Source organism: Rhizobium sp. TBD182, assembly GCF_001950375.1.
Lineage (GTDB): Bacteria > Pseudomonadota > Alphaproteobacteria > Rhizobiales > Rhizobiaceae > Agrobacterium > Agrobacterium tumefaciens.
Genome location: NZ_BDLN01000008.1, coordinates 199,921 through 224,600, shown reverse-complemented (window position 1 = coordinate 224,600; position 24,680 = coordinate 199,921). Strand labels below are relative to the sequence as shown.

Here is a 24,680-nt window from a genome sequence, read left to right as displayed (position 1 = left end):
GCGCCATGGCGGTGGCTGTCGCCACTTCCTTCAACCGTTTTTCGGCGAAATCGCGGGTTTCCGGCAGCAGGGTGCGCACCGTGCCGGTCAGCGTTACCGAACCGGGGATGACATTGCCCGCTGTGCCGCCGTGGGTGGTGGCGACGGTGACGACCAGCGATTTCAACGGGTCCGTTTCCCGCGAGACGATGGATTGCAGGGCGATGATGATATAGGCCGAGGTCAGCACCGGATCGACGGAAAGATGGGGGGCCGCCGCATGGCTGCCCTTACCGGTAATGACGATCTCGAAACTATCCGCCGCCGCCATCGTCGAACCCTTGCGGATGGCGAAATTGCCGACCGGAATGCCCGGCTCGTTATGCATGCCATAGACCTGGGAAATGCCGAATTTCTCCATCATGCCGTCGTTCAGCATGGCAAGTGCCCCTGCGCCACCCTCTTCAGCCGGCTGGAAGATGACGGCCACGGACCCTTTGAAATTACGGGTCTCGGCCAGATATTGCGCCGCACCCAAAAGCATGGCCGTGTGCCCGTCATGGCCGCACGAATGGGCCTTGCCCGGAACCTTGGAAGCCCAGGGCTTGCCGCTGGTTTCGAGGATCGGCAGCGCATCCATGTCGGAGCGGAAACCGATGGTCGGGCCGTCTCCGTGCCGCCCCTTGATGATGCCCACCACGCCGGTCTTGCCAATGCCGGTTTCGACGATATCGCATCCGAAAGATTTGAGTTTCTCCGCCACGAATTTCGAGGTTTCGAAGACGTCGTAGAGCAGCTCCGGCGTCTCGTGCAGGTGGCGCCTCCAACCGGCTACTTCTTCCTGCATCTCGGCCACACGGTTCAATATCGGCATTCCCATTTTTCCTTTTTTTGTTCCCCGCCGGGTTGTCGGGAACCATATTGCGTTTGGAATTTCTGCTTTTGCAAGTATGAATTTCGCTAGATGAGTGAAAAATAGGCCCGAAGCCAATCGGCTCAAATTTTGTTCATCAATCAGAGTTTGGGGCTTGCATTTCAAAAAAACTGACAATAGCATCACTGGGAACGGAAGAATATTCGTTAGCAAAGTCAAACACTTAAAACAAAAGACTTGCAAATGACGTTGAGGAAAAGCGTCAAACATTCAAACAGATAAAATCTTCAAAGGGGAAAATCACAATGAAGAAGCGCAGCGTTCTCTTTGCCAGCACGGTGGCGGCCTTGGCCATGGCAGGCTCTGCCGCCCATGCCGAGCGTGGCAGTGACGGCGAACTGAAAATCCTTTTCTGGCAGGCTGTATCGACACTCAACCCATATCTTTCCGCTGGCACGAAGGAAGTCTACAGCTCGTCCATGGTGATCGAGCCGCTGGCGCGCTACGACGAAAAAGGCGAGCTGGTGCCGATGCTGGTGAGCGAAATTCCGACGGTCGACAATGGCGGCATCGCGAAAGATCTGCTCAGCATGACGTGGAAGCTGAAGAGCGACGTCAAATGGTCTGATGGCACGCCCTTTACCGCTGACGACGTCATCTTCACCTGGAAATATTGCATCGCACCGGACGGCGGCTGCGCGCAGGCGGCACAATATGAAGGCGTGAAGAACGTCGAGGCGATCGACGCCCACACCATCAAGATCACTTTCAACGAACCGAAGCCCTACCCCTATTCCGCATTTGTTGGCGCACAATCGCCTGTCATCCAGAAGAAACAGTTTGAAAAATGCGTCGGCGCTGCGGCTCCCGGCTGCACATCCGCCAATTTCGGCCCCATCGGCACCGGCCCCTTCGTGGTCAAGGATTTCAAGCCGAACGACGTCATCAGCTTCGTGGCCAACCCCAATTATCGCGATCCGGCCAAGCCCGCCTTCGCCACGGCTACCCTGAAGGGCGGCGGTGACGCAGCTTCCGCTGCACGTGCCGTTCTTGAAACCGGCGAATTCGACTACGCCTGGAACATGCAGGTGGAGCCGGAAATTCTGGCCACCATGGTAGCTGCCGGCAAGGGCAAGCTGGAAACTGCCTTCGGCACGCAGGTCGAGCGTATCAATCTCAACTGGTACAACGCCGATCCTGCGCTGGGTGACAAGCGCTCCACCAAGGAAGGCGGCCCGCATCCGGCCCTTTCCGACCCGGCCGTGCGCCGCGCGCTCTCGCTTGCCATCGACCGCGATATTATCGATGAGGCAGGTTATGGCGAGGCAGGCAAGCCGACCTGCAATATCGTGCCGGCCCCGGAAGCCGTCGCTTCGACCAAGAATGACAGCTGGTGCCTGAAACAGGATCTGGAAGGCGCAAACAAGCTGCTGGACGATGCGGGCTGGGTAAAGGGCGCCGATGGCATCCGCGCCAAGAACGGTGTGAAACTGTCCTTCCTCTACCAGACCTCCACAAACTCCGTTCGCCAGGCCACGCAGGAACTGGTGAAGGACATGTGGTCGCAGATTGGCGTTGCTTCCGAACTGCGCAATGTCAGCGCCTCCGTCTTCTTCGGCGGCGATCCGGCAAGCCCCGACACCTTCCAGAAATTTTTCGCCGATGTTGAAATGTACACCAACAATTTCGACGGTACCGACCCGGAAAAATATCTGGCGGAATGGCTATGCGACAAGATCCCGGCTCCGGCTAACGGCTGGCAGGGCCAGAACATTCCGCGTTATTGCAACCCGGAATTCGACAAGCTGGTGGGCGAGCTCTCCAAGACCGCAGACCCTGCCAAGCGCGGTGAGATTTCCAAGCAGCTGAACGATATGCTGACCGAAGAAGGCGCGCATATTCCGCTCATCCATCGCGGCAGCGTCTCCTCGCATTCGTTGACACTCGAAGGCGTTCGCATGAACGCCTGGGATTCGGAACTCTGGAACGTCGCGGATTGGTCCCGCAAGAAGTAACCCGCAAATGCGCGGTCGCCCCTGACGGGGGGACCGCGCTCATTTTGCGAGACCCTGACGGTCTGGAGACTTTCCGATGTTTACCTTTACGCTCCGGCGGCTTGCCTTTGCCGTACCGACGTTGCTCGTCATTAGCTTCGTCATCTTCGCCCTGCTCGATCTGGCGCCGAATGATCCGACCGGCGACCTGCCGCTGACCATTCCGCCCGAAGTGCGCGAGCAGATCCGCGCCTCGCTCGGTCTCGACCAGCCCTTCTTCATCCGTTACATGCTGTGGCTGCAGCAATTCTTCATCAATGAACCGCTGAACCTGTTCGAGAAGCTGACAGGCTGGCAGATCGGCGACGGCAGCCGCATGCGTGTACTGTCCTGGGCAACGCGCAGCCCAGTGGTCGATCTCGTCATCCAGCGCATGCCGCAAACGCTTTGGGTCGTCGGCCTTGCCTATCTCTTCGGCGCGCTTCTGGCGATCCCGATCGGCGTCATTTCCGCCTACAAACAATATTCGATCTTCGATCAGATCGGCACCTTCGTCTCGATGGTGGGGTATTCGGTTCCCACCTTCTTCACCGGCGTGCTGCTGGTCGTCATCTTCAGCTCCTATCTGCAATGGTTCCCTTCCGTCTACGACACCAATCTGCAGGTGACTGACTGGGGAAGCCTCGTGGCACAGATCAAACAGATGTTCATGCCGGTTCTGGTGCTGACCCTTTACAACGTCTCACAGATCAGCCGTTTCGTGCGCGCCTCGATGCTGGACAATCTGCATCAGGACTATGTGCGCACCGCGCGTGCCAAGGGCGTAAAGGAAAAATCCGTTCTGCTCGTTCACGTCCTGCGTAACAGCCTTATACCCGTCGTCACCGTCATCGCACTCGGCGTGCCGACGATCTTTTCCGGCGCCATCATTACCGAACAGATTTTCCGTGTGAACGGGCTTGGCCAATTGCTGATCACCGCCGTTCAGGGCGCGGATATTCCGCTGGTGCAGACGCTGACCTTCATTTTCGCGGTGCTTATCGTGCTCTTCAACCTGATTGCCGACGTGCTTTACGGCATTCTCGACCCGAGGATCCGCTATGACTGACGCCACCCTCGCAGCACCAGCCGTTGCCGCCACGCCTGTGCAATCGGCACTTGCCGATATCTGGAAACAGTTCCGCGTCCACAAGGGCGGCGTGGCAGGCCTGTTCGTTTTCATCTTTATTTTGCTTGCGGTCTATGTCGGGCCCTATATCCACACTGTCGCGCCCAATGCCATCAATGTGAAGGAACGCAACCAGTGGCCGTCGCTGGCGCATCCCTTCGGCACCGACAATCTGGGCAAGGACATGCTGGCGCAGGTGCTGGCGGGCGGGCGCATCTCGCTTGCCGTCGGCATCACCGCCATGCTGCTGGCGCTGTTTCTCGGCACGCTGGTGGGGGTGCTGTCAGGCTATTTCCGAAGACTTGACGGGCCGCTGATGCGGCTGACGGACCTGTTCCTGGCCCTGCCGCTGCTGCCACTGCTGCTCGTCATTCTCATGCTGTTCCGTGATACGCTGCGCGCCGCCTTCGGGCCGGAAACCGGTATCTTCATCCTCATCGTCTTCGTGATCGGGGTAACCAGCTGGATGCATACCGCACGCATCGTGCGCGGCGACGTGCTGACGATCAAAAGCCAGGAGTTTATCATGGCGGCGAAATCGAGCGGCATGCGCGAATACCGCATTATCCTGCGCCATATCCTGCCGAATGTGTTGAGTTCGATCATGGTCTCAGCCACGCTCGGCATCGCCTCGGCCATCATTACGGAATCGGCGCTGTCCTTCCTCGGCCTCGGTTTTCCGTCCGACTTTCCGACCTGGGGACGGCTGTTGTTCGATGGCGCCAACTTCCTGCAGCTCACGCCCTCGCGCGTGCTGTGGCCTGGACTGGCAATCTCGCTGACGGTTCTGAGCGTCAACTACATCGGCGACGCCGTGCGTGATGCGCTTGATCCAAGGGCGCTTAAGAGCTGAGGCGAAGGGCGCGGTGGCTGCGCCCTTCCCTTTATCTCAGTGATAATTCATCTTTTCCGCGTCGAGAATGCTGTCTGAATCCAGCGCAGCAATCGGAATGTCGCTGCGCGCCGGAATATCGCCAGAAAGCTGCAAGGCCAGATAACGCCCGCAGCAGACTCGTAAAAACGAGGTGAAGTTGCCGAGATCATGCCCGGCATCGATCGATTCATTATAAAGCTTGGCAATGAGCTGCGCGCTGTTCATGCCATCGCGGCGTGAAATCTCGTCCAGAGTCGTCCAGAAGAAGTTTTCAAGTCTGACACTGGTGACCATGCCATCGATCCGCAAAGACCGGGTATGGCTTTCCCAAAGCGTCGGGTCTGCCTTGATGAAAAGCTTGCACATTGTGTCCTCCCTCAGCAAGCTGCAGAAGATAGACGGGAAACGGGACCGGTAAAAGCCCCATTCCGCCGGCCTTATCTGCCGAGCACCGCCATGAATTGCGAAAGCCATGCCGGATGCGCCGGCCATGCGGGCGCCGTCACCAGCTTGCCGTCGGTAACCGCCGCATCGATGGCGATATCGGCATAGGTGCCGCCCGCCAGTTCCACCTCGGGGCGGCAGGCCGGATAGGCCGAGCAGGTGCGGCCCTTGAGGACACCCGCAGCCGCCAGCAATTGGGCACCGTGGCAGACGGCCGCGACCGGCTTGTCAGCCTCGAAGAAATGCTTCACGGCGGCAAGCACATCCGCATTCAGCCGCAGATATTCCGGCGCGCGACCACCCGGAATGACCAGCGCGTCGTAATCCGCGACCTTGATATCGGCAAAAGTTGCGTTGAGCGCGAAATTATGGCCGCGTTTTTCTGAATAGGTCTGGTCGCCCTCGAAATCATGGATCGCGGTCGCGATCGTCTGGCCAGCCTTCTTGCCGGGGCAGACGGCATGCACCGTGTGACCAACCGCAAGCAGCGTCTGGAACGGCACCATGGTCTCGTAGTCCTCGGCGAAATCGCCGGTGATCATCAAAATCTTCTTCGGCATGCTTGCTCCTCCCATTTCGAATGCCCGGGGCACCGTAACAGGAGGGGTGGAGAAGCGGGTATTATGGCTATACTACAGGGCCGATAAAGACGGGATCAGCGCGCTTTGGGCGGCTCCGGCCAGTGCCGAACACCGCCGCCCCAATCCTCGAAGGCCTTGGAAAGCTTGAGAACGAGCAGATCCGCGTAACGCGGGCCGACGATCTGCAAGCCGATGGGCATCCCGGATTTCGAGAAACCGCAATTGATCGAGGATGCCGGCTGTTCCGACATGTTCCAAGGGACGGTGAAGGCGATATGTTCGAAGGGTCGCTCGGGATCGTTGGTGGGCGAGGCCCAGTCGGCCGGATAGGAGACGATGGGATTAACGGGTGAAATCACCACATCAACCGACTGCATCAACCGCCCGCAGGCTTTGCGCATTTCCATGGTCTGGTTGAAACCGAAAACGGCACGCGCGCCGGAAACATCAGCGCCCTTCTGCGCCCATTCGTGAATATAGGGAAGGATCGCCGCGCGGCGTTCGTCACTCAGCGCCGCCATATCGCCCCAGAATTTCGCCCGCCAGAAATCATCCAGCCCATCCAGCATGTCCCGAGACAGCACCGGCTCGACCGGGACCACGATGGCACCTGCATCTTCGAACAGCTTTGCGGACGCCACAACAGCATCCCGCACCTCATCGTCCAGGGCCAAGCCGCAGCCGGCATCCAGCATCAGGCCGATCCTCAGGCCCTTTACGTCGATATCGAGGTCCATCCAGTTGATATTGTTGGGCGGAAGCGCGGTGCCGTCGCGCCAGTCCGGGCGGGAAAGCGTGGCCATGGCATAGGCGGCGTCGACGACGGTGCGGGTCATCGGTCCGGCGCAGCGGCCGGTATAATAGGGATCGACGGGTATGCGGCCCTGGCTGGGCTTGAAGCCGAACAGCCCCGTCCACCCCGCCGGTAGCCGCACCGAGCCGCCAATATCCGTGCCGATATGCAGGGTGCCGTAACCCGCAGCACCGGCAGAAGCCGCACCGGCACTGGAGCCGCCGGGGTTCTGTGTCGGGTCCCACGGGTTGCGGCTGAGCTTGTGAAAACTGGAAAGGCCCGATGACAACATGCCGTAATCCGGGCAGGTGGTTTTGGCGTAAATGATGGCGCCGTCCTCGCGGCAGCGGGCCGCAACCGGCGCGTCTTCCAGGGCCGGCACCAGTTCCACCGCTTTGGTGCCAAGCGGAACCGGCTGGCCTTTAGTGGCGATCAATTCCTTCAGCGACACCGGAATCCCATCGAGGGCCCCGAGCGTTTCACCTTTTTGCCAACGCGTCGTCGAGGCCAGCGCCTGCTTGCGGGCATCCTCGGGATCATAGGCGTAAAGCGCGTTCACCGTGGGCTCGAATGCGTCGATACGGGCCTCTACCGCCTGCCAATATTCCGATGGCGACAGCTTCTTTTGCCCGTAAAGCGCCAGGATTTCGAGCGTGTTGAGGTGTATGAGATCGGTCATAAGCTTCGTCTCGTCAGAAAACAGATAATATGGGCGATATCGGCTTGAAGCGGTCAGCTGGTATCGCGTGGGTCCAGCAGGTCGCGCAGGCCATCGCCAAGCAGATTGAGGCCGAAGACCGCGAGCGCAATGGCAAGGCCGGGCATGATGGCAAGCCAGGGTGCAGCACCTAGATAGGTCTGCGCATCGGCGAGCATCCGCCCCCAGGTGGCGGCCGGCGGCGGCATGCCGAGACCGAGGAATGAGAGCCCCGCTTCGGTAAGGATGGCAAGGCCGAGCTGGATGGTCACCTGCACGATGATCTGGTTGGAAATATTCGGCACGATATGAAACAGCGTGATCTTGGCGCGGTTCTGGCCGATGCTGGTGGCGGCGGTGACATATTCCCGCGACCATATCTGCAAGGCCGCACCCAGCGTCAGCCGCGCAAAGACCGGCACCATGAAGGTGGCAATGGCGATGATGGCGGTGAACCGCCCCGTACCGATGAACGCGCCGAGCATCATGGCCGACAAAATCGGCGGTACGGCGAAGATGATATCGCAGGCGCGCATCACCAGGGTTTCGGTGAAACCGCGCAGTGCCGCGACCGATACGCCAAGCGCCGTGCCAATGAGCGCGCCGATGGCAACGGCGGCGATGGAGGTGGAGAGCGAATTCCATGCCCCCGCCATCAGCATGGACAGCACATCGCGGCCAAAATGGTCGGTGCCAAGCCCGCCATAGGCAAAGGGCGATTTCAGCTTCTGGGCAATCTGTATCTTCGTCGGAGAAACCGGCGTCCAGACCAGCGAAAGCAGGGCAACCGCGACAAGAAAGAGAGTGACGGCGATGCCAAGGACGAAAGCGGGGCGGCGGCGGATCAGTCGCATCATCGTGCACCTGCCCGCAGTCTTGGATCGATAAAGAGATAGGCGATATCGACCAGAAAATTCATGACGATGACAAGCGCCGAGAAGAACAGTACGACGGACTGCATGACGACGATATCCCGCTGGGTCAACGCCTGATAGGCAAGCCGCCCGAGGCCCGGCAGGTTGAAGACATTCTCCACCAGCACTGCCCCGGCAATCAGGAATGTGAATTGCAGGCCGATCATGGTGACAACGGGGATCATGGCGTTCGGCACCGCATGTCGCCACAGCGCTACCCGCTCGCTCAGCCCCTTGGCGCGGGCGGTGCGCACGAAATCCTCGTTCATTACCTCAAGTACTGCCGAGCGGCAGACGCGGGTAAGGACGCCTGCCTGAGACAGTGCAAGGGCAATGGCTGGAAGCACAAGCGCGATAAATCCGGCAGAAAAACTCGGACGCCAGCCGGGAAAACCGCCTGATGGCATCCAGCCGAGCGTGGTGGAAAAGACGATGATGAGCAGCAGCCCGACCCAGAAACCGGGAACGGCAATGCCGACATGGGAAAACAGCCCGGCTGCGAAATCCACCGGCCCGTTTCGGCTTCTCGCTGCCGCGACGCCGAGCGGAATGGCGATGGCGACCGATAGGCAGACCGCGAGCAGCGCAAGCGGCAGGGTGACGGCAAGCCGCTCGACAATAAGCCCCGCTACCGGCACGCCGTAGGTATAGGATTGTCCGAGATCACCCCGGAATACGCCTGCAAGCCAGTGGATGTAACGCAATGGCAAGGGCTGATCGAGACCCATCTGCTTTTGCAGCGCGAGAAGCGTATCCGGGCTCGCCGACGTGCCGAGCATGATGGCCGCCGGATCACCCGGCAACAGCCCCATGATGATGTAGATGATGAGCGACACCGCAAACAGCGTGACGATGAGGCTTGCAAGGCGCCGGACGAGAACGGCTAACATCTGGCATTCTTTCCTTGCGTTGTTTCGTTTCGGGATGTGGCGGATGGATTTATTGTCATCCCCGCTAACTCTTCCCTCACCCCTGTGCTTGTCACTGGGATCCAGCCGAAGCGTGCCTGCGCGGCGGAAAGTTTCCTTTCAGCCCAAAGACTTGGGCTGGCTGGATTTCTGTGACAGGCACAGGAATGAGGTGGTGGGTAGGAATGCGCCTCGCCGTTCACAACAAACGTCACTCTTCCCAATGCACATCCGTCAGCACATTGGAGGGAATGGGTTCGTTTTCCCACAACCCCTTCAACTTCTTGTCCCAGACGCCGAGTTTCGGCATCACGAACAAGAACAGCGCCGGCACATCTTCGGCGAGGATTTTCTGGGCTTCGCCGTAAAGCTTTTCCTGCTCGGCCGCATCCGCCGTCTTTTCGACATTGGCGATGACCTCGTTGAAGGCAGGGTTCTTATAGTTGAAATAATAGGGATCACGGGAGTAGATATCGATATCCATCGGCTCAGCGTGGGCGACGATGGTCATGTCGTAATCCGCGCCCTTCAAAACATCCGCCACCCATTTTGCCGGAAATTCCGTGGTCTCGATGGTCATGGTGACACCGATTTCGGCCAACATCGCCTGGAGGATTTGCGAGGTCCGCTGGGCATAGGCCATTTGCGGGGCCTTGATCGTGAAGCTGAAACCGTCGGGGTAACCCGCTTCGGCAAGAAGCGCCTTTGCCTTGTCTATATCGTAAGAATGAACACCGGTCGTATCGATGTAACCGCGATCGTTCGGCGAGTAGTGGCTGCCGATGGCCGTGCCGTAACCCGACCATGCGCCTTCAATCACCGTGCCGCGATCCACCGCCATCATCAGCGCCTGGCGCACGCGCTTGTCGTTAAAGGGTTTGCGGGCGTTGTTCATGCCGGCCACGACCTTGAGTTCCGTATTGCCGACGAAGGTACCGAGACGCGCATCGCCGTCGAAGGACGTCATCAGTTCCGGCGCGCCGAATTCCGGGAAGGCATCGATATCGCCAGATTTCAGTGCCGCTGCCTGCGCCTGCGGATCGGAAACGAAGCGGAAGGTGGCCTTTTCAAGCTTCACCGCCACCGCCTTGTCCCAATAGGCCGCGTTCTTCTCCAATTCCACCTTGTCGCCCTTGGCCCAGTTTGCGAACTTGAACGGGCCGGTGCCGATGGGCGTGGTACGGTTATTGTCAGCGCTCTTCGGCGCAACCATGACGGAGGCCGGCCAGCCGAGCCAGTAGATCAGGCTGCCCGCCGGCTGCTTCAGCTTCAGTACCAGCGTCGCGGCATCCGGCGTTTCTATGCTCTCGATTGCGGTGAAGAAGCGTTTTTGTGGGTTTACCGACGTTTCACCGCGCGCCCGGTCGAGCGAAAATTTCGCAACAGAGGAATCGAAGGCCTCGCCGTCGTGGAAGGTAACCCCCTGGCGCAGCTTGAACGTATAGGTCTTGCCATCGGCTGAAATTTCCCAGCTTTCGGCAAGCTGCGGTTTCACCTTGCCGTCGTGGTCGATGGTGACGAGACCTTCGAATATGTTCTGCCAGCTGACCTGACCGATGGCGACGGGTGCCGCAATTGTCGGGTCGAGACCCGTCGGCTCCACTGTCATGCCCAGCGTCAAGGCGGTCTTCGGCGCGGCCGCGGCGTCCGTCATAGAAAGCGGCATCCAGAGCGCCGTCCCCAGTGCAAACGCAAGCGCGGCGCGCCGCGTAACTTTCAGCGGCTGCGAAAAATAAGTGCGTGGCATCATTGTCCCCTGTCTGGCGGCCGAGGCATTTTTGCCTTTCGAAGACCACCCGTTGCAAAAAGAGTGTCATGTTGCAGGCGCACACACAATCGTGATTTTTGTGTGCTCCGTGTAGCTGAAATGGCTACACGGAAATACGGATGGAAATCAACCGGGATGGACAATTCTCCAGGCTGACGAATTCCCCTACCCCGCTGTCGCCTCGCGCATGAAACGCTCGATGAAATCGGCAAGCTTGGAGGCGGCGAAGGATAGTTGCCGGTCGGGCGCCACGCAGAGATCGATCTGGGTGTGGATGCCCTTCTTGCCGGAAAGCGGAACAGCAACCATCTGGCCGCTGCGGATTTCACGCGCCACCGACAAGGCCGGCAACAGCGTGGCCGCGGCATGGCCCAAAACCAGTTCCTTCAGCATTTCCAGCGAACTGGTGATAAAGACGGGATCAAGCTCGATACCGGCATCGGCAAACAGCGTATCGAAGGCCTGACGCGCCGCGAAACTCTTGTCCGGCAGGGCAAGCGGCAGGCCGGCCAGTTCCTTCAAAGAGACTTCCGCCTGCGCGGCAAGCGCATGGCCGGTCGGAAAAATAGCATCGTAACTGATACGGGTGCGCGAGCGCACTTTCACGCCGGAGACCTTGGGCGCAAAAAGGCTGACGACCAGATCCGCTTCGGCTGCACCCAGTGCTTCCATCGCCTGGCGCGCGCTGGTGATGTGCACCTCGAAGCGCAACTGCGGATATTTGAGGCTGAACTGCGCCAGCACCGGCGCCAGAAGGTTCGCAACCGTCGCGCCATTGGCATAAACGGTGACCCGGCCGCGCTGAAGCCCCTTCAGGTCATCGATCAGCTGGTGCACATGGTCGAGTTCGCGCAGCGTCTTGCCGGCGCGGGCAGCCAGCAATTCCCCCGCCGCCGTCAGCTTCACGCCCCGGCTGGAACGCTCCACCAAAGGCGAGCCAAAATAATATTCGAGGTTCTCGATCTGGCGGCTGACTGCCGTCGGCGCGACATTCAGATTTTCGGCAGCGGCGCGCATGGAATTGGTGCGGACAAGTTCGTCGAAATACATCAATGCGCGCAATTGCATGGTCTGGATACCCTGTTTTGGCCGACACTGTCCGTCATGCCGGGCTTGACCCGACTATAGCGGCAGCTCAAGCGCGCTTGAAGCCCTCGCTCGCCACCAGCAGCTGCCTGGTATAATCCGCAGTAAACTCGCGGCTTTCCAGCGCTTCCGCCTCCAGCATTTCCACCACCTTGCCGCTTTTCATCACCGCAAGGCGATCGCACATGTGGCTGATGACGCCGAGATCGTGGCTGACCATAACGAAGGTGAGGTTGCGGTCCTTGCGGGCCTGTTCCAGCAGATTGAGGATTTCCGCCTGGATGGACGCGTCGAGCGCCGAGGTCGGCTCATCCAGTAGCAGAATCTTCGGCTCGACGATCAGCGCGCGGGCAATGGCGATACGCTGCCGCTGACCGCCCGAAAGCTGGTGCGAATAGCGGAAGCGGAAACCGGTGCCGAGACCCACCTCATCAAGCGCGCGCGCGATTCGATGCTCGCGATTGTCGAGACCATGGATGACGAGTGGTTCCAGCAGCAGCGCATCCACTGTCTGGCGGGGGTGCAGGGAACCGTAAGGGTCCTGAAACACCATCTGCACATCGCTATAAAAGCTCTTGTCGCGGTGCTTGCTCGAATAGGAGCGACCAGCCACCATCAACGAGCCTTCATCGAAATGGTTGAGGCCGGCAATTGCCCGAAGCAGCGTCGACTTGCCGGAACCGGACTCGCCGACGATACCGAAGGACTCACCCTCGGCCACATCGATGCTGACACTGTCGAGCGCGATATATCCGTCGAAATCGACCACCATGTCTTTGATAGAAAGAACCGTGCTCATGCGCGCCACTCCGCCTTGCGTTCCAGAACCGGCAGCGGATGCCGGTGGCCGCCAATTTCCGGCAGGCAGTTCAAAAGACCCTGCGTATAGGGATGCTTCGCCTCTTTAAGATTGGCAGAAGACAGCTCCTCAACGACCTTGCCCGCATACATGACCAGAACGCGGTCGCAGAAAGATGACACCAGCCGCAGATCGTGGCTGACGAAAATCAGCCCCATGCCGCGGTCGCGAACCAGCTTGTCGAGAATATCGAGCACTTCGAGCTGCACCGTCACGTCGAGCGCGGAAGTCGGCTCATCGGCGATCAGAAGTTCCGGGCCGCAGACCAGCATCATGGCAATCATGACGCGTTGGCCCATTCCGCCGGAAACCTCGTGCGGGTAAAGATCGAACACGCGCTCGGGATCGCGGATCTGCACGGCCTCCAGCATGGCGAGCGTGCGTTGGCGCGCCTCGCCGGAACCGATGCTTTCATGGGTACGCAGCGTTTCCATGATCTGGCGGCCGATGGGCATGACCGGGTTCAACGAATATTTCGGATCCTGCAGGATCATGGCCAGGCGCTTGCCGCGCATGAGCCGCCGCTCCTTTGCCGAAGCACCGAGAAGATCGACATCGCCGAAGCGCAACACATCGGCCTCGATGCGAGCGCTTTTCGGGGTCAGCCCCATGATGGCGCGGCCGGTCTGCGATTTGCCGGAGCCGGACTCGCCGACGATGCCTAGGCGTTCGCGTCCCAGCGTGAACGAGACGCCACGCACCGCCTCCACCAGCCCGGTGCGGGTGGGGAAGGAAACGCGCAGGTTCTCGACGGTCAGAAGCGGCGCGCTCATTGGTTCGCCTCCTTGGGGTCCAGCGCATCGCGCAGGCCATCGCCCAGAAGGTTGAAACCGAGGCTGACGATCAGGATCGCAATGCCCGGCATGGCGGCAACCCACCATTGGTCGAGAATGAAACGGCGTCCGGAAGCAATCATCGCGCCCCATTCCGGCAGCGGCGGCTGTGCACCGAGGCCAAGGAAGCCGAGACCGGCTGCTGTGAGGATGATGCCCGCCATATCGAGCGTGACACGCACGATGAGCGACGACATGCAAAGCGGCATGACGTGTTTCAGGACGATGCGAAACGGCGACGCGCCCATGAGCTTGACCGCCGCGATGAAATCGGAATTGCGGAAGGTCATGGTTTCGGCGCGCGCGATGCGCGCATAGGGCGGCCATGAGGTGACCGCGATGGCGAGCACCGCGTTTTCAATGCCCGGTCCAAGTGCGGCCACCAGCGCAAGCGCCAGAACCAGCTTCGGAAAGGCCAGAAAAATATCGGTGATGCGCATCAGAACGGCATCCACCCAGCCGCCGGCATAACCCGAGACGGTGCCGACGATGAGTCCGATGGGTGCGGCGATGATGGCCACCAGAAGCACGACGAACAGGGTCAGCCGCGAACCGTGGATGAGGCGCGAGAGAATATCACGCCCCTGATCGTCAGTGCCGAGCAGGTAACCTTCTGTCCCCGGAGGCAGAAGCCGAGCATTGCGCAGATCGCCCTGCACCGGATCGTGTGGTGCAAGCACATTGGCAAACAGCGCGACAAGCAGCAGCGCAATGATGATGCCGAGGCCAAGCAGCGCCAGCCGGTTTTCCGAAAAGCGCCGCCAGATGACATAGGCACGGCCAAGCCGTGCCTGCCTGCGCGAGGCAGGCCGGTCGGAGAGCAGCCATTCGCGGCTGTAGGGTTTGAGTGTATCGGTCGAAATCGTCATCGGCTGCGCGTCCTTGGGTCGAGCGTCCGGTAAAGCAGATCGGAGAAGAGATTGATGCCGACGAAGATGGCGCCGATCACGATCGTGCCGCCAAGAACGGCATTCATATCCGCATTCTGCAGGGAATTGGTGATGTAGAGGCCGAGCCCCGGCCACGCGAAGATGGTTTCGGTCAGCACCGAACCTTCCAGCAGACCGGCGTAAGATAGCGCAATCACGGTCACCAGCGGCACGGCGGCGTTGCGCAGAGCGTGAAACCAGATGATGCGCGTTTCAGAAAGCCCCTTGGCGCGCGCCGCAACGATATATTCCTGGGCGAGCTCATTCAGCATGAACGAACGCGTCATGCGGCTGATATAGGCCAGCGAAAAATAGCCGAGCAGAGAGGCGGGCAAGATGATGTGGCGGAACAGATCCCACAATACGTCCCATTGCCGTTGCCAGATCGCGTCGATCAGGAAGAAACCCGTGACCGGCGTAAAGGTGAATTCGTAGACGATATCCATCCGGCCGGGATAGGCGACCCATTGCAACCGGGCGTAAAACACCAGCAGCGCCAGGAGGCCAAGCCAGAAAATCGGCACGGAATAGCCGATAAGGCCAATGACGCGTACGACCTGGTCGGCAAAGCTGCCGCGCTTGACCGCGGCAAGCACGCCGAGCGGAATGCCAAAAACGGCGCCGATGATGGTGCCGAGCGTGGCAAGCTCTATGGTCGCCGGGAAAACCCGCTTGATATCCTCCATCACCGGGTTGGTGGTGAGGACTGAGATGCCGAAATCACCCGACAGCGCCTGCTTCAGATAGATGAAGAACTGCTGCCAGAGCGGCAGGTTGAGGCCGAGCTGCTCACGCACGCGCTCGACCACATGCGCAGGAGCGCGGTCGCCGACGATCGCCAGTGCGGGATCGATCGGCACAACGCGGCCAATGAAAAATGTGACCGCCATCAGCCCCAGAAAGGTGGTGATGACGGTGACGGCGAAGCCGAGAATGGCCTTCGCGCGGGCGTTGGCACGGCGTTTGCCCTGCCTCGCCCGGCTGTTTGCTTCAACGATGCTCAAGAGACCGATCCTTCCGGATCATTCCTTGGAGATCGTATAGACATAGTTGGTGTCGAAGCTCGGTCCGAGCTTCAGGCCCTTGAGCTTCGTGGAGTATCCCGCCACTTCCGTCTGCTGGAAGATGATGACGAACGGGCCTTTTTCGAGAACTTCCTTCTGGAGGTTCTGATAGATGGCGGCGCGTTTGGCATTATCCTTTTCCAGAAGTGCCGACTGCGTTTCCTTCGTCAACTCCGGAACGTCCCAGGCGTTACGCCAGGCAAGCGTCTTGTTCTTGCCTTCTTCGGAGTTGTCGTAGTTGATCGTGAAGGTCTCGGCATTCGAGTTCGGGTCGAAATAGTCCGAACCCCACTGGCCGATGTAGATATCGTGCGTGCGGGCGCGGTACTTGGTCAGCGTCTGCTTGCCGTCGCCGGGAATGATTTCCAGCTTGATGCCAGCCTGCGCCAGCGTCTGCTGTACGCTTTCGGCAATTCCGGTTACCGGCTGCGTGTTACGCACATCCATGGTCACGGTGAAGCCGTCCTTCAGGCCGGCCTTCGCCAGCAGTTCCTTGGCCTTGGCGACGTCGAGCTTGTATGGGTTCTCGTCAAGCGCGCCAAGCTGGCCCTTTGGCAGGAAGGTCTGATGGATTTCGCCGATGCCCTTGATGATCGTCGCGCCGATCGCGTCGTAGTCGACAAGATATTTAAAGGCCTCGACGACCTCAGGCTTCTTCAGGTTCTCGTTCTTCTGGTTGAGGCTGAAGTAATAAACGGTGCCCTTGGGCGCGGAGGTGACGGCAAGGCCTTCCTTCTTGGAAACGGCTTCCATATCACCCGGCTCGAGGTTGCGGGCAACGTCAATATCACCGTTTTCAAGCGCCAGGCGCTGGCCGGAGCTTTCCTTCATGTGACGATAGACCACGCGCTTCAACTTCGGCTTCTCACCGTAATAGTTGGGGTTGGCCTCCAGAATGACGGCTTCGTTGGCCTTCCAGCCAAGGATCTTGTAGGGGCCGGAACCGGCATAACCTGTTTTCAGGAACGCATTGCCGAAATCGGTGTCGTATTTGTAATCGGCGCTCGGCGTGACGGGCTTGGCCTTTTCGGTCACCAGCTTCTTGTCGACAACTGCGGCAACGGTCGCGGTCAGAACGTTCAGCACGAAGCTTGGTGCGTAGGGCTTGTCGACCGTCAGCACGAAGGTGTTGGCATCCGTCGCTTTCGCCTTCTCAGTGACGTTGTCGCCCTTGAGACCGAACTGCGTCAGAAGGAATGCTGGCGACTTGTCGAGCTTGATGGCACGTTCAAAGGAAAAGGCAACATCATCTGCCGTCACCGGATTGCCGGAGGCGAATTTCAGGCCGGTCTTCAGCTTGAAGGTATAGGTGAGACCGTCTTCAGAGGTCGTCCAGCTCTCGGCCAGATCGCCGATCACCTTGGACGTGTCGTTGAGATCGATGGAAACCAGCTTGCTGTAGGTGTTGCCGGTAACTTCAGCTGCCGAAAGCTCGAATGCCTCACCCGGATCGAGCGTGATGATGTCGTCGATGGCGAAACCTTCAACCAGCGTATCGGCCGGCGTGGCGGCAAAAGCGTGCGGCGCAGACAGCATCATCAGCGACAGAGCAGCGCTGGTGCTGAGGATACGCATGGACTTGTTGAGCGATTTGATCATAGGATCTCCCCTTTTGTTATGAGATTGATTTAGTTCGCTTTTATTTGCCTTCAGGCCGGCTCGTGCCAGGCCTGGGATAGGACGCGCAGCCAGTTTTCCCGGCATATTTTAGCAAGTTCTCCATCACCGTAGCCCGCCGATTTCAGCGCCGCAACCAGATTGTGGTTGCCGCTGGCATCGGCAACGCCAACGGGTACCGTCGCGCCGTCGAAATCCGATCCGAGCGCCACGCAATCGACGCCCATACGCTCCACCATGTAGTCGATGTGGCGCACCATGTCGGAAAGCGGCGTGTCGGCGATGTCGCGCGCATCCGCACGCAACATGGTGACCGCGTAGTTGAGGCCCACCAGACCGCCGCTCTCCTTGATGGCATCCATCTGCCGGTCAGTAAGATTGCGGGCGACGGGGGTGAGCGCATGTGCGTTGGAATGGCTGGCGATCAAAGGCTGGTTCGTGGTCTTCGCCACATCCCAGAAGCCCTTTTCGGTGATGTGGGCGAGATCGATGAGAATGCCGAGCCGGTTGCACTCCTTGACCAGCGCAAAACCGGCATCGGTAAGGCCGGGCGCGGTATCGGGCGACATTGGATAGGAGAAGGGAACGCCGTGACCGAAAATATTGTGCCGGCTCCAGACCGGACCGAGCGAACGCAGGCCGGCGGCATAAAAAACCTCAAGCGCATCGAGATCGGCACCGATCGCCTCACAGCCTTCCATGTGCAGCACGGCCGCGAAAATATCCTCGGCAAAGGCCTTGCGGATATCGGCCGTCGAGCGGCAAAGGCGCCAGGCGCCGGCACGGTCAAGCCTGAGCGCGATCGCAGCCTTTTCCATCGCAATATCGAGCGAGGGCTGGCGTTCGAGCGGCGCCGCAAGCGGTGTATCGTAATGACCCTGCGCGTCCGGCTCCTGCAGGACCAGATCGCCGGAGGGAATGTAGATGGCGCAGATGCCGCCGCCGAGACCGCCTGCACGTGCACGCGGACCGTCGATATGGCCTTCGCGGGTACCGTTCTTGAATTCAGCCACCGGATCGCCACCGGCCTTGCTGTTGCGCCACAACCGAAGCAGCACATCATTATGACCGTCGAACACTGCATGCATGTCAAGAAATTCCAGTAAGCGGCAAAACCAAAGGGGGCGGGCAGACGCCGGAATAACACCGCGCGAGAGCAAACCGGCGCATTTTTCGCCGACTGCTATAGTCTGTCAGAAACGATCTTAGGACGATCTCTCACGGCTCCGCAAGACGCAAATTAGGCAACGATGAAATTATCACCACTTGCCTTTTGCCGGGAATTGCGCAACGTCAAGCCTGCCAGCCGCCTACGGCTTTTTTCAGCAGCGGCGTCGCGAAAACACCCCTCACCCGCTCCGGCCATTCCGGCCCGAAAGCAGCGATTTTTTGCACCCAGCGATCCGATTGCAGCATGGCAGCGCCGATTGCCACCGGCTTGATGCCGGATGAGGCGAGAAGCGAAAGACCTGAAATGATGGAACTGCCGCTGGAGATGACATCGTCCACCAGCGCCACCCGCCTGCCCTCGATGAGTGGCAACATGCGCGGATCGATGTAAAGCCGTTTTTCCTGCTTGGTGGTGATGGAGGACATCGGCACCGACAATTCCTCCAGATACCAGAATTTGCGCGAAGTGCCGAGCGGCACATATCGTGAATGGCCGAGGTGACGGGCAACGGCTGCGGCAAGCGTGAGCCCCAGAGTCGGCAGGCCGATCACGACATCTGGCTTGAGGGGGCGAAGCTTTTCCGCCAGGTCGGCGGCCAGCACTTCCAGCACGTCAAAAGAGGCCTGATTGACGATGAGCGAGGCGAGCGCATGTTCGCCATCCGCCAAGGGCCGGATCGGCAGGCAGATCTGCCGCCCGTCATCCAGCTCCGCCGGAAAGAAAGCCGAATGCGGGCCTGTCGTATCGAATGAACGGGGCGGAAGAACATCCTGCCAGAACTCATGCGGCGCGGCGGGGGATGATGCGGCGGGCGATGCGGATTGCGGCATCGGTTTTCCTTTCAGAAGCGGGACGGCAAAAGCGGAAGTGATTTTCATCCGCGCCATCCCCGTTCGGCATATCAGGCATTTCGACAACCGCAGGCATGCGGCGGGTTCATTTCATTGGGTTTTTCAGCTAGAAGGAAACAAAGCAACAGGCATTCGGACAAGCCCACCTATGGCGTGGGTTTTCCCCATATTCAAGGACAAGCTACCCATGAGACTGCTGGACCGCATCGGCGAGGACCTGCCATTCCTGACGGAGCTTCGCCACGATCTCCACGCCCATCCGGAACTGGGCTTTGAAGAGGAGAGAACCAGCGCCATCGTCGCCGATCTTCTCGAAAGGGCGGGGGTGAAGGTGCATCGCGGCCTTGGCGGTACCGGCGTGGTCGGCACGCTGCAGGTGGGCAACGGCACCCGCAGTATCGGTCTTCGCGCCGACATGGATGCGCTGGCCATGCCGGAAATTCCCGACCGGCCCTATAAATCGAAGTTCCCCGGCAAGATGCATGCCTGCGGCCATGACGGCCACACCGCCATGCTGCTGGGCGCTGCGCGTTATCTCGCCAGTACCCGCGATTTTTCCGGCACCGTCCATTTCATCTTCCAGCCGGCCGAAGAAGGCCGTGGCGGCGCCAAAAAAATGGTTGAGGACGGGCTTTTCGACCTGTTTCCCTGCGATGCAGTTTATGGCCTGCACAACATGCCGGGGCTCGGAATCGATGAGATGGCCGTGGTGGAAGGACCGCAGCTTGCCTCTTCCGATAGCTGGCGCGTCACCTTCAGGGGCATCGGCACCCACGGCGCCAAGCCGCATCTCGGCCGCGATCCGGTAACGGCGGCGGGCACCTTCCTCGCTTCGCTGCAAAGCATCGTCGGCCGCGTCGTCGATCCGCTGCAACCTGCCGTCGTCAGCGCCTGCTCGGTGCAGGCGGGTGACCCCAAGGCGCTCAACGTCATTCCCGATCTCGTCGAAATCGGCGGCACCGCACGCGCCTACGCGCCTGAGGTGCGCAGCCAGCTTGAAACGGAAATCGGCAGGCTCGCCAAGGGTACGGCGGCGATGTTCGGCATCGAGGCAAGCTATGAATTCATCCGCCGCATTCCGCCCGTCATCAACGATGCCGATGCGACGAAACGGGCGCTCCGAGCCGCCAAGACCGTCTTCGGCAACAAATCCCGCACCGCCTTCCCGCCCTCGACCGCCGGCGACGACTTCGCCTTTTTCGCGGGCGAGGCCCCCGGCTGCTACGTCTGGCTCGGCAACGGCCCCGCGGTGGATGGCGCGCTGCACCACAACACCTCCTACGACTTCAACGACGCGGCAATCGTTCCCGGCGTCGCTTTCTGGGCAACACTGGTGGAGCAGGAACTGGCGGCGGAGTAAAAACGGCCGGATGCATCGGCGATGGCCGCTCAGACGCGCCGCGCGCTCGGACCGGCAAGGCTGGCGAAAATTCCGGCAAGCGCGCAGCCGGCGGTGATGGCCATGATGCCGGGCCAGCCGGCATGGATCCAGAACCAGCCACCGATCCAACCGGTGATGCTCGCTCCGCAATAATAAAACAGCAGATAAAGCGCGGAAGCATGGCTTTTGGCGCCTCCCGCATTGGCACCCACACCACTGCTGGCAGCCGAATGCCCAATGAAAAATCCGACGGTTATCGCCGCAATCCCCGCCACGATGAGGATGATGCTTGAGGCGAAGGTCAGCAGGATACCGGCAAGGATGGTGGAAAAGGCAACCACCAGCATGATCCGCCGGCTGAACCGGTCGACCAGAGCACCGCCATAGGAGGAAGCGACGATACCCAGGGCAAAGGTCAGGAAGATCATGCTGACGGCGGTTCGGCCCAATTCGTAAGGCGGCGCGACGAGGCGAAAGGCGCAATAGTTGAAAACGGTGGTGAACACGCTCGTCAGCATCGCGCCAAGGAAATAGAACCGCCGAAGTTCAGGATTTCCAAGATGTTGCGCCCATATTCTCAGATGATTTTTCAGCGGCATGTGCTGCGGCCGGAAATTCCGCGAGGGCGGAAGAAGCAGCAGGAAGCCGATGGCCGCAAGGATGCAGACCGCCCCCAGCGCATACATTGCGACCTGCCAGGACGTATAGGCGGACACCAGCCCCATGCCGACACGCCCGGCCATGGAGCCGAAGGCCGTGCCGCCGACATAAAGCCCCATCGCCTTGCCGAGACTGGAAGGTTCGATCTCCTCGGCAAGATAAGCCATAGCGACGGCGGGAACGCCGCCGAGCACGAACCCTTCCAGCGCGCGGGCGGCAAGCAGCCATGCCCAACCTTCCGTGCTTGCTGCAATGATATTGGCGATAGCGGCCAGCATCATCGAAACGAACATCAGATTTCGGCGGGTGAAGAGCTGGGCAAAAGCACCGCTGAGAAGAATGGCGAAGGCCAGCGTTCCCGTCGTCAGCGACAGGGCGAGCGATGCGGTTGCGGGGTTTATGCCGAATTCCGCCGGAAATTCCGGCAGCAGCGGCTGCACGCAATAAATCAGCGAAAAGCTGGCGAAGCCGGCCAGAAAGAGCGCCCAACTCGCCCGGCGAAACTGGCGGCTTCCCTGCCGGATCCAGAGCACATCCGGCGGCTCCTCCGTCATGACGATCGGCGGGGTGAAATCCTGTTTTTTGAGCTGGCGCATCGGGTTTGTCCTTTTCGCTCCCAGCTATAGCGCAGCTCCGTCTTTCATTCTAATATATGGAATGCGTTCCTGTCATATCTGGATCTAATATCATGGAACTCAGGCACATCCGCTATTTTCTGGCCATCGCCAATGAAGGCAGCTTCACGCGGGCGGCAGAACATCTGGGAATCGCGCAGCCGCCGCTCAGCCAGCAGATAAAGGTTCTGGAACAGGAAATCGGCGTGCGGCTATTCCGGCGTCTCGCGCATGGCGCGGAACTAACGCCGGCGGGTCATGCGTTTCGCATCGCGGTGGCCCATATTCCGCATCAGGTGAGCGAAGGTATCCGGCTTGCACGCAGGGCGGCGGCCGGTGAAACCGGTATCCTGAGAATAGGCGTTACCGGCACGGCGGCGCTCAACCCTCTGGTTCCGGCCTGCATCCGCACTTACAGACGCAAATACCCTGACGTAGAACTTCAGGTGATGGAGGCAGCTGCTCTCGCACTGACGCCGGCCCTACTTGAAGATCGGCTGGACGTGGCGCTGCTGCGCCCCTCACAATCCGACCCTGATACGTTGCTCGAGGAAGTGCTCACTGACGAACCGCTTCTGGTCGCCCTGCCGGCATCCCATCCACTCGCGCGGCGCGGAACCGCCATAGACCTGATGGAACTGCGCGACGACCCTTTCATTCTGACGCCACGCAGCATCGGCACCAGCCTTCACGATGCATCGATAAAAGCCTGCGAGGAGGCTGGATTCACGCCGCGTCTCGGGCCGGCTGCACCGCAAATCGTCTCGATATTGTCGCTGGTCGCGGCCGAACTCGGGGTTTCCCTCGTTCCGGAATCCGTCGCACAAGTCAAAATGCACAACATCGTCCTGCTGCCCTCCAGCGGTCCGCCGCCACAGCTTTCCATATCGCTCGCCTATCGGCGCGGAACGACATCGCCCGTGGTGAAGAATTTCGTGATGGCAGCGCGCATTGCCGCGCGTGAAACACAGACGCCTGACGGGCCCAAGGTGGAATAAATCGCAGCCCGCAGATGCGAACCGCCGCTATTCGAGAACCGCAATCACCGGGCTTTCCATCACCCGTCCCGTAAGCACATCGGCAATGCCCATATCCGTCTGGTGCGGGCCGATATTGCAGGCGAGCGTGGCGCCGAAGCAGGCTTTGAAGACCAGATAGGGTGGCTGCCAATCGACCACCTTGCCGACAGCGGCGCGCAATTCCTCGAAAGCCTGTGCTACGTCTTCAAGCCGCGCATCGGAAACGAGGCCTGAGAGCGGCAGGGGTAGAAGCGCGGTCACCTTACCCTCAGAGGCGACAGCCATGCCACCGCCTGTCGCAATCACCGCATTGGCGGCCAGCGCCATGTCTTCGGCATTACCGCCGAAGACAGTGAGGTTGTGGCTGTCATGCGAGACGGTGGTGGCGAAGGCGCCGTTCCAGCGTCCCCAGCCGGTAAGGAAGCCGGTCCTGGTAACTGGCTCGGCCTTGCCGTGGCGGTGGGTGACGGAAATCATCGTGGCGCCTTCGGGGGGAACGACGAAACCATCCTTCACCTCGGCTTCCGCCTCGCCCCATTGCGTGAAGCGTGGGCGGTCGATGGTGGCAAGGCGCACCCTTGCGCCCTCGCAGGCAACCCGGAAATCATCGGCTGCGCGCAGCGGCAGCTTCATCGAGCCTTCGAGCGCCGCCGCATCGCAGGCTGGAATGTCGACGAGCATATGCCCGGCTTCCGCAACCGCCCTGCCACCGGCCAAGACATGACGGGCTGAAAAACCACTCAAATCCTCGAAAACGACGATATCGGCACGGCGACCGGCGGCGATGAGGCCGAGATCGGCACGGCCAAGCCTTTGCGCAGCATTCAGTGTTGCGGCGCGCAGCGCCCATTCCGGTTTCAGGCCATAACGGACAAGGCGGCGCACCACATCATCCAGCCCGCCGCCCCGCAGCAGGTCATCCGGGAAAACATCGTCAGTGCAGAGCGTCAGCGTCTGCGGCAGGTGGCCGAGCGCATTCAGCGCCTCCACAAATTCCGGCAGCAGATGATCGTGCGAGCCGCGCAGCTCGATGGTCAACCCCGCCCGAAGCTTCGCCATCAGGTCTTCAGCCGAGACCAGCTCGTGATCGGAAGAAACGCCTGCCACCATGAAGGCGTTGAGATCGGCGTCCTTCAGGCCGCGCGCATGGCCACAGATCAGCTTTTCCGAGACAAGACCGGCCTGTACGATGCCGCTCATGCGCGGATCGCGTTCGATGACGCCGCGCATGTTCATAATTTCCGCAACCCCGCCAATCTGCGGCCATGACAGGATATCAGCGAGAATTCCGGCATCGAAATCAGCGCCGCCGCGCTCCAGACCCGGTGCTGATGGCACTGAGGAGGGTGCAAGCAGAATGGCGCGCAGCGGCAGGTTTTCGATGGATTTCGCCGCCCAGCGCACCCCTTCGACACCATGGACATTGCCGAATTCATGCGGGTCCCAGACGATAGTGGTGACGCCGCGGGCAACCACGGCTGCCGCATAGGCAGCGGGCGTTATCATCGAACTTTCGATGTGCATATGCGTGTCGATCAGGCCGGGCGAGACAAAGGCGCCCGACGCGTCGACGAGCTGCGCTGCATCGCTGCGGCTTGCCGG

22 protein-coding genes are annotated in these 24,680 nt (G+C 60.3%); 5 read left to right on the top strand and 17 right to left on the bottom strand.

The features are described 5' to 3' along the window. The coding region (locus T18_RS21305; RefSeq protein ID WP_323455244.1) for an amidohydrolase at window positions 1–853 on the bottom strand (853 nt) is incomplete at its 3' end. 305 nt (window positions 854–1,158) lie between these two features. Here T18_RS21305 and T18_RS21300 point away from each other — a divergent pair. The 3 genes from T18_RS21300 to T18_RS21290 all read left to right on the top strand — a co-directional run bounded on the left by T18_RS21300 (window position 1,159) and on the right by T18_RS21290 (window position 4,868). Further along, on the top strand, window positions 1,159–2,868 hold the full coding sequence (locus T18_RS21300; protein ID WP_038494967.1) for a peptide ABC transporter substrate-binding protein: 1,710 nt from the start codon (window positions 1,159–1,161) through the stop codon (window positions 2,866–2,868). Between the two features lie 76 nt (window positions 2,869–2,944). After that, window positions 2,945–3,955: an ABC transporter permease gene (locus T18_RS21295; protein WP_003518086.1), complete on the top strand. Its 1,011-nt coding sequence runs from the start codon at window positions 2,945–2,947 to the stop codon at window positions 3,953–3,955. After that, window positions 3,948–4,868 carry an ABC transporter permease gene (locus T18_RS21290; protein WP_013762302.1) on the top strand — a complete coding sequence of 307 codons (921 nt, stop codon included), beginning with the start codon at window positions 3,948–3,950 and terminating at the stop codon, window positions 4,866–4,868. Before T18_RS21295 ends, T18_RS21290 begins: the two co-directional genes overlap by 8 nt. A 36-nt stretch (window positions 4,869–4,904) precedes the next feature. On the opposite strand, the gene T18_RS21285 is transcribed toward T18_RS21290, so the two are convergent. The 14 genes from T18_RS21285 to T18_RS21220 form a co-directional block, all read right to left on the bottom strand. Next, entirely contained in the window at window positions 4,905–5,255 is a 351-nt protein-coding gene (locus tag T18_RS21285) for a ribbon-helix-helix domain-containing protein (protein ID WP_038494964.1), read from the bottom strand. A gap of 71 nt (window positions 5,256–5,326) precedes the next feature. After that, the gene (locus T18_RS21280; RefSeq protein WP_003518089.1) at window positions 5,327–5,893 is read right to left on the bottom strand and encodes a DJ-1/PfpI family protein; all 567 of its coding nucleotides are present in this window, start codon (window positions 5,891–5,893) and stop codon (window positions 5,327–5,329) included. 95 nt (window positions 5,894–5,988) lie between these two features. Continuing rightward, a complete protein-coding gene (locus T18_RS21275; protein WP_038494960.1) occupies window positions 5,989–7,386 on the bottom strand; it encodes an amidase in 1,398 nt (465 codons plus the stop codon). Window positions 7,387–7,439: 53 nt separating this feature from the next. Then, window positions 7,440–8,261: an ABC transporter permease gene (locus T18_RS21270; protein WP_013762300.1), complete on the bottom strand. Its 822-nt coding sequence runs from the start codon at window positions 8,259–8,261 to the stop codon at window positions 7,440–7,442. After that, window positions 8,258–9,208: an ABC transporter permease gene (locus T18_RS21265; RefSeq protein ID WP_003518092.1), complete on the bottom strand. Its 951-nt coding sequence runs from the start codon at window positions 9,206–9,208 to the stop codon at window positions 8,258–8,260. The genes T18_RS21270 and T18_RS21265 overlap by 4 nt, the downstream gene beginning before the upstream one ends. A gap of 229 nt (window positions 9,209–9,437) precedes the next feature. Then, window positions 9,438–10,973, bottom strand: a complete 1,536-nt coding sequence (locus tag T18_RS21260; protein ID WP_075807811.1) for an ABC transporter substrate-binding protein — start codon at window positions 10,971–10,973, stop codon at window positions 9,438–9,440. A 186-nt stretch (window positions 10,974–11,159) separates the two neighbouring features. Then, a complete protein-coding gene (locus tag T18_RS21255) occupies window positions 11,160–12,062 on the bottom strand; it encodes a LysR family transcriptional regulator (protein WP_025595068.1) in 903 nt (300 codons plus the stop codon). Window positions 12,063–12,129: 67 nt separating this feature from the next. Then, a complete protein-coding gene (locus tag T18_RS21250; protein ID WP_003518095.1) occupies window positions 12,130–12,879 on the bottom strand; it encodes an ABC transporter ATP-binding protein in 750 nt (249 codons plus the stop codon). Continuing rightward, complete coding sequence (locus T18_RS21245; protein ID WP_003518096.1) at window positions 12,876–13,712, bottom strand: ABC transporter ATP-binding protein; 837 nt, start codon at window positions 13,710–13,712, stop codon at window positions 12,876–12,878. The genes T18_RS21250 and T18_RS21245 overlap by 4 nt, the downstream gene beginning before the upstream one ends. Beyond that, complete coding sequence (gene nikC / locus T18_RS21240) at window positions 13,709–14,641, bottom strand: nickel transporter permease (protein ID WP_003518097.1); 933 nt, start codon at window positions 14,639–14,641, stop codon at window positions 13,709–13,711. The genes T18_RS21245 and nikC overlap by 4 nt, the downstream gene beginning before the upstream one ends. Next, window positions 14,638–15,705 carry an ABC transporter permease gene (locus T18_RS21235; RefSeq protein ID WP_003518099.1) on the bottom strand — a complete coding sequence of 356 codons (1,068 nt, stop codon included), beginning with the start codon at window positions 15,703–15,705 and terminating at the stop codon, window positions 14,638–14,640. Before T18_RS21235 ends, nikC begins: the two co-directional genes overlap by 4 nt. Window positions 15,706–15,723: 18 nt before the next feature. Then, on the bottom strand, window positions 15,724–17,364 hold the full coding sequence (locus tag T18_RS21230) for an ABC transporter substrate-binding protein (protein WP_038494952.1): 1,641 nt from the start codon (window positions 17,362–17,364) through the stop codon (window positions 15,724–15,726). Window positions 17,365–17,414: 50 nt separating this feature from the next. Continuing rightward, a complete protein-coding gene (locus T18_RS21225; RefSeq protein ID WP_003518101.1) occupies window positions 17,415–18,470 on the bottom strand; it encodes a dipeptidase in 1,056 nt (351 codons plus the stop codon). A 205-nt stretch (window positions 18,471–18,675) separates the two neighbouring features. Further along, window positions 18,676–19,383 carry a phosphoribosyltransferase gene (locus tag T18_RS21220; protein ID WP_035252713.1) on the bottom strand — a complete coding sequence of 236 codons (708 nt, stop codon included), beginning with the start codon at window positions 19,381–19,383 and terminating at the stop codon, window positions 18,676–18,678. Window positions 19,384–19,591: 208 nt separating this feature from the next. Here T18_RS21220 and T18_RS21215 point away from each other — a divergent pair, with 208 nt between their 5' ends. Continuing rightward, window positions 19,592–20,764: a M20 aminoacylase family protein gene (locus T18_RS21215; RefSeq protein WP_003518103.1), complete on the top strand. Its 1,173-nt coding sequence runs from the start codon at window positions 19,592–19,594 to the stop codon at window positions 20,762–20,764. 29 nt (window positions 20,765–20,793) lie between these two features. On the opposite strand, the gene T18_RS21210 is transcribed toward T18_RS21215, so the two are convergent. Then, window positions 20,794–22,041, bottom strand: a complete 1,248-nt coding sequence (locus T18_RS21210; RefSeq protein ID WP_003518104.1) for an MFS transporter — start codon at window positions 22,039–22,041, stop codon at window positions 20,794–20,796. Between the two features lie 92 nt (window positions 22,042–22,133). Here T18_RS21210 and T18_RS21205 point away from each other — a divergent pair, with 92 nt between their 5' ends. Further along, window positions 22,134–23,057: a LysR family transcriptional regulator gene (locus T18_RS21205; protein WP_003518105.1), complete on the top strand. Its 924-nt coding sequence runs from the start codon at window positions 22,134–22,136 to the stop codon at window positions 23,055–23,057. Between the two features lie 27 nt (window positions 23,058–23,084). Here T18_RS21205 and T18_RS21200 read toward each other — a convergent pair. Then, window positions 23,085–24,680 (bottom strand): adenine deaminase (locus tag T18_RS21200; protein WP_323455243.1); only part of this gene is annotated, 1,596 nt, incomplete at its 5' end.

Bases quoted from the DNA above. Each gene is read 5' to 3' on its own strand.
- T18_RS21300 (WP_038494967.1), top strand. From the start codon at position 1,159: ATGAAGAAGCGCAGCGTTCTCTTTGCCAGCACGGTGGCGGCCTTGGCC.
- T18_RS21295 (WP_003518086.1), top strand. From the start codon at position 2,945: ATGTTTACCTTTACGCTCCGGCGGCTTGCCTTTGCCGTACCGACGTTG.
- T18_RS21290 (WP_013762302.1), top strand. From the start codon at position 3,948: ATGACTGACGCCACCCTCGCAGCACCAGCCGTTGCCGCCACGCCTGTG.
- T18_RS21285 (WP_038494964.1), bottom strand. From the start codon at position 5,255: ATGTGCAAGCTTTTCATCAAGGCAGACCCGACGCTTTGGGAAAGCCAT.
- T18_RS21280 (WP_003518089.1), bottom strand. From the start codon at position 5,893: ATGCCGAAGAAGATTTTGATGATCACCGGCGATTTCGCCGAGGACTAC.
- T18_RS21275 (WP_038494960.1), bottom strand. From the start codon at position 7,386: ATGACCGATCTCATACACCTCAACACGCTCGAAATCCTGGCGCTTTAC.
- T18_RS21270 (WP_013762300.1), bottom strand. From the start codon at position 8,261: ATGATGCGACTGATCCGCCGCCGCCCCGCTTTCGTCCTTGGCATCGCC.
- T18_RS21265 (WP_003518092.1), bottom strand. From the start codon at position 9,208: ATGTTAGCCGTTCTCGTCCGGCGCCTTGCAAGCCTCATCGTCACGCTG.
- T18_RS21260 (WP_075807811.1), bottom strand. From the start codon at position 10,973: ATGCCACGCACTTATTTTTCGCAGCCGCTGAAAGTTACGCGGCGCGCC.
- T18_RS21255 (WP_025595068.1), bottom strand. From the start codon at position 12,062: ATGCAATTGCGCGCATTGATGTATTTCGACGAACTTGTCCGCACCAAT.
- T18_RS21250 (WP_003518095.1), bottom strand. From the start codon at position 12,879: ATGAGCACGGTTCTTTCTATCAAAGACATGGTGGTCGATTTCGACGGA.
- T18_RS21245 (WP_003518096.1), bottom strand. From the start codon at position 13,712: ATGAGCGCGCCGCTTCTGACCGTCGAGAACCTGCGCGTTTCCTTCCCC.
- nikC (WP_003518097.1), bottom strand. From the start codon at position 14,641: ATGACGATTTCGACCGATACACTCAAACCCTACAGCCGCGAATGGCTG.
- T18_RS21230 (WP_038494952.1), bottom strand. From the start codon at position 17,364: ATGATCAAATCGCTCAACAAGTCCATGCGTATCCTCAGCACCAGCGCT.
- T18_RS21225 (WP_003518101.1), bottom strand. From the start codon at position 18,470: ATGCATGCAGTGTTCGACGGTCATAATGATGTGCTGCTTCGGTTGTGG.
- T18_RS21220 (WP_035252713.1), bottom strand. From the start codon at position 19,383: ATGCCGCAATCCGCATCGCCCGCCGCATCATCCCCCGCCGCGCCGCAT.
- T18_RS21215 (WP_003518103.1), top strand. From the start codon at position 19,592: ATGAGACTGCTGGACCGCATCGGCGAGGACCTGCCATTCCTGACGGAG.
- T18_RS21210 (WP_003518104.1), bottom strand. From the start codon at position 22,041: ATGCGCCAGCTCAAAAAACAGGATTTCACCCCGCCGATCGTCATGACG.
- T18_RS21205 (WP_003518105.1), top strand. From the start codon at position 22,134: ATGGAACTCAGGCACATCCGCTATTTTCTGGCCATCGCCAATGAAGGC.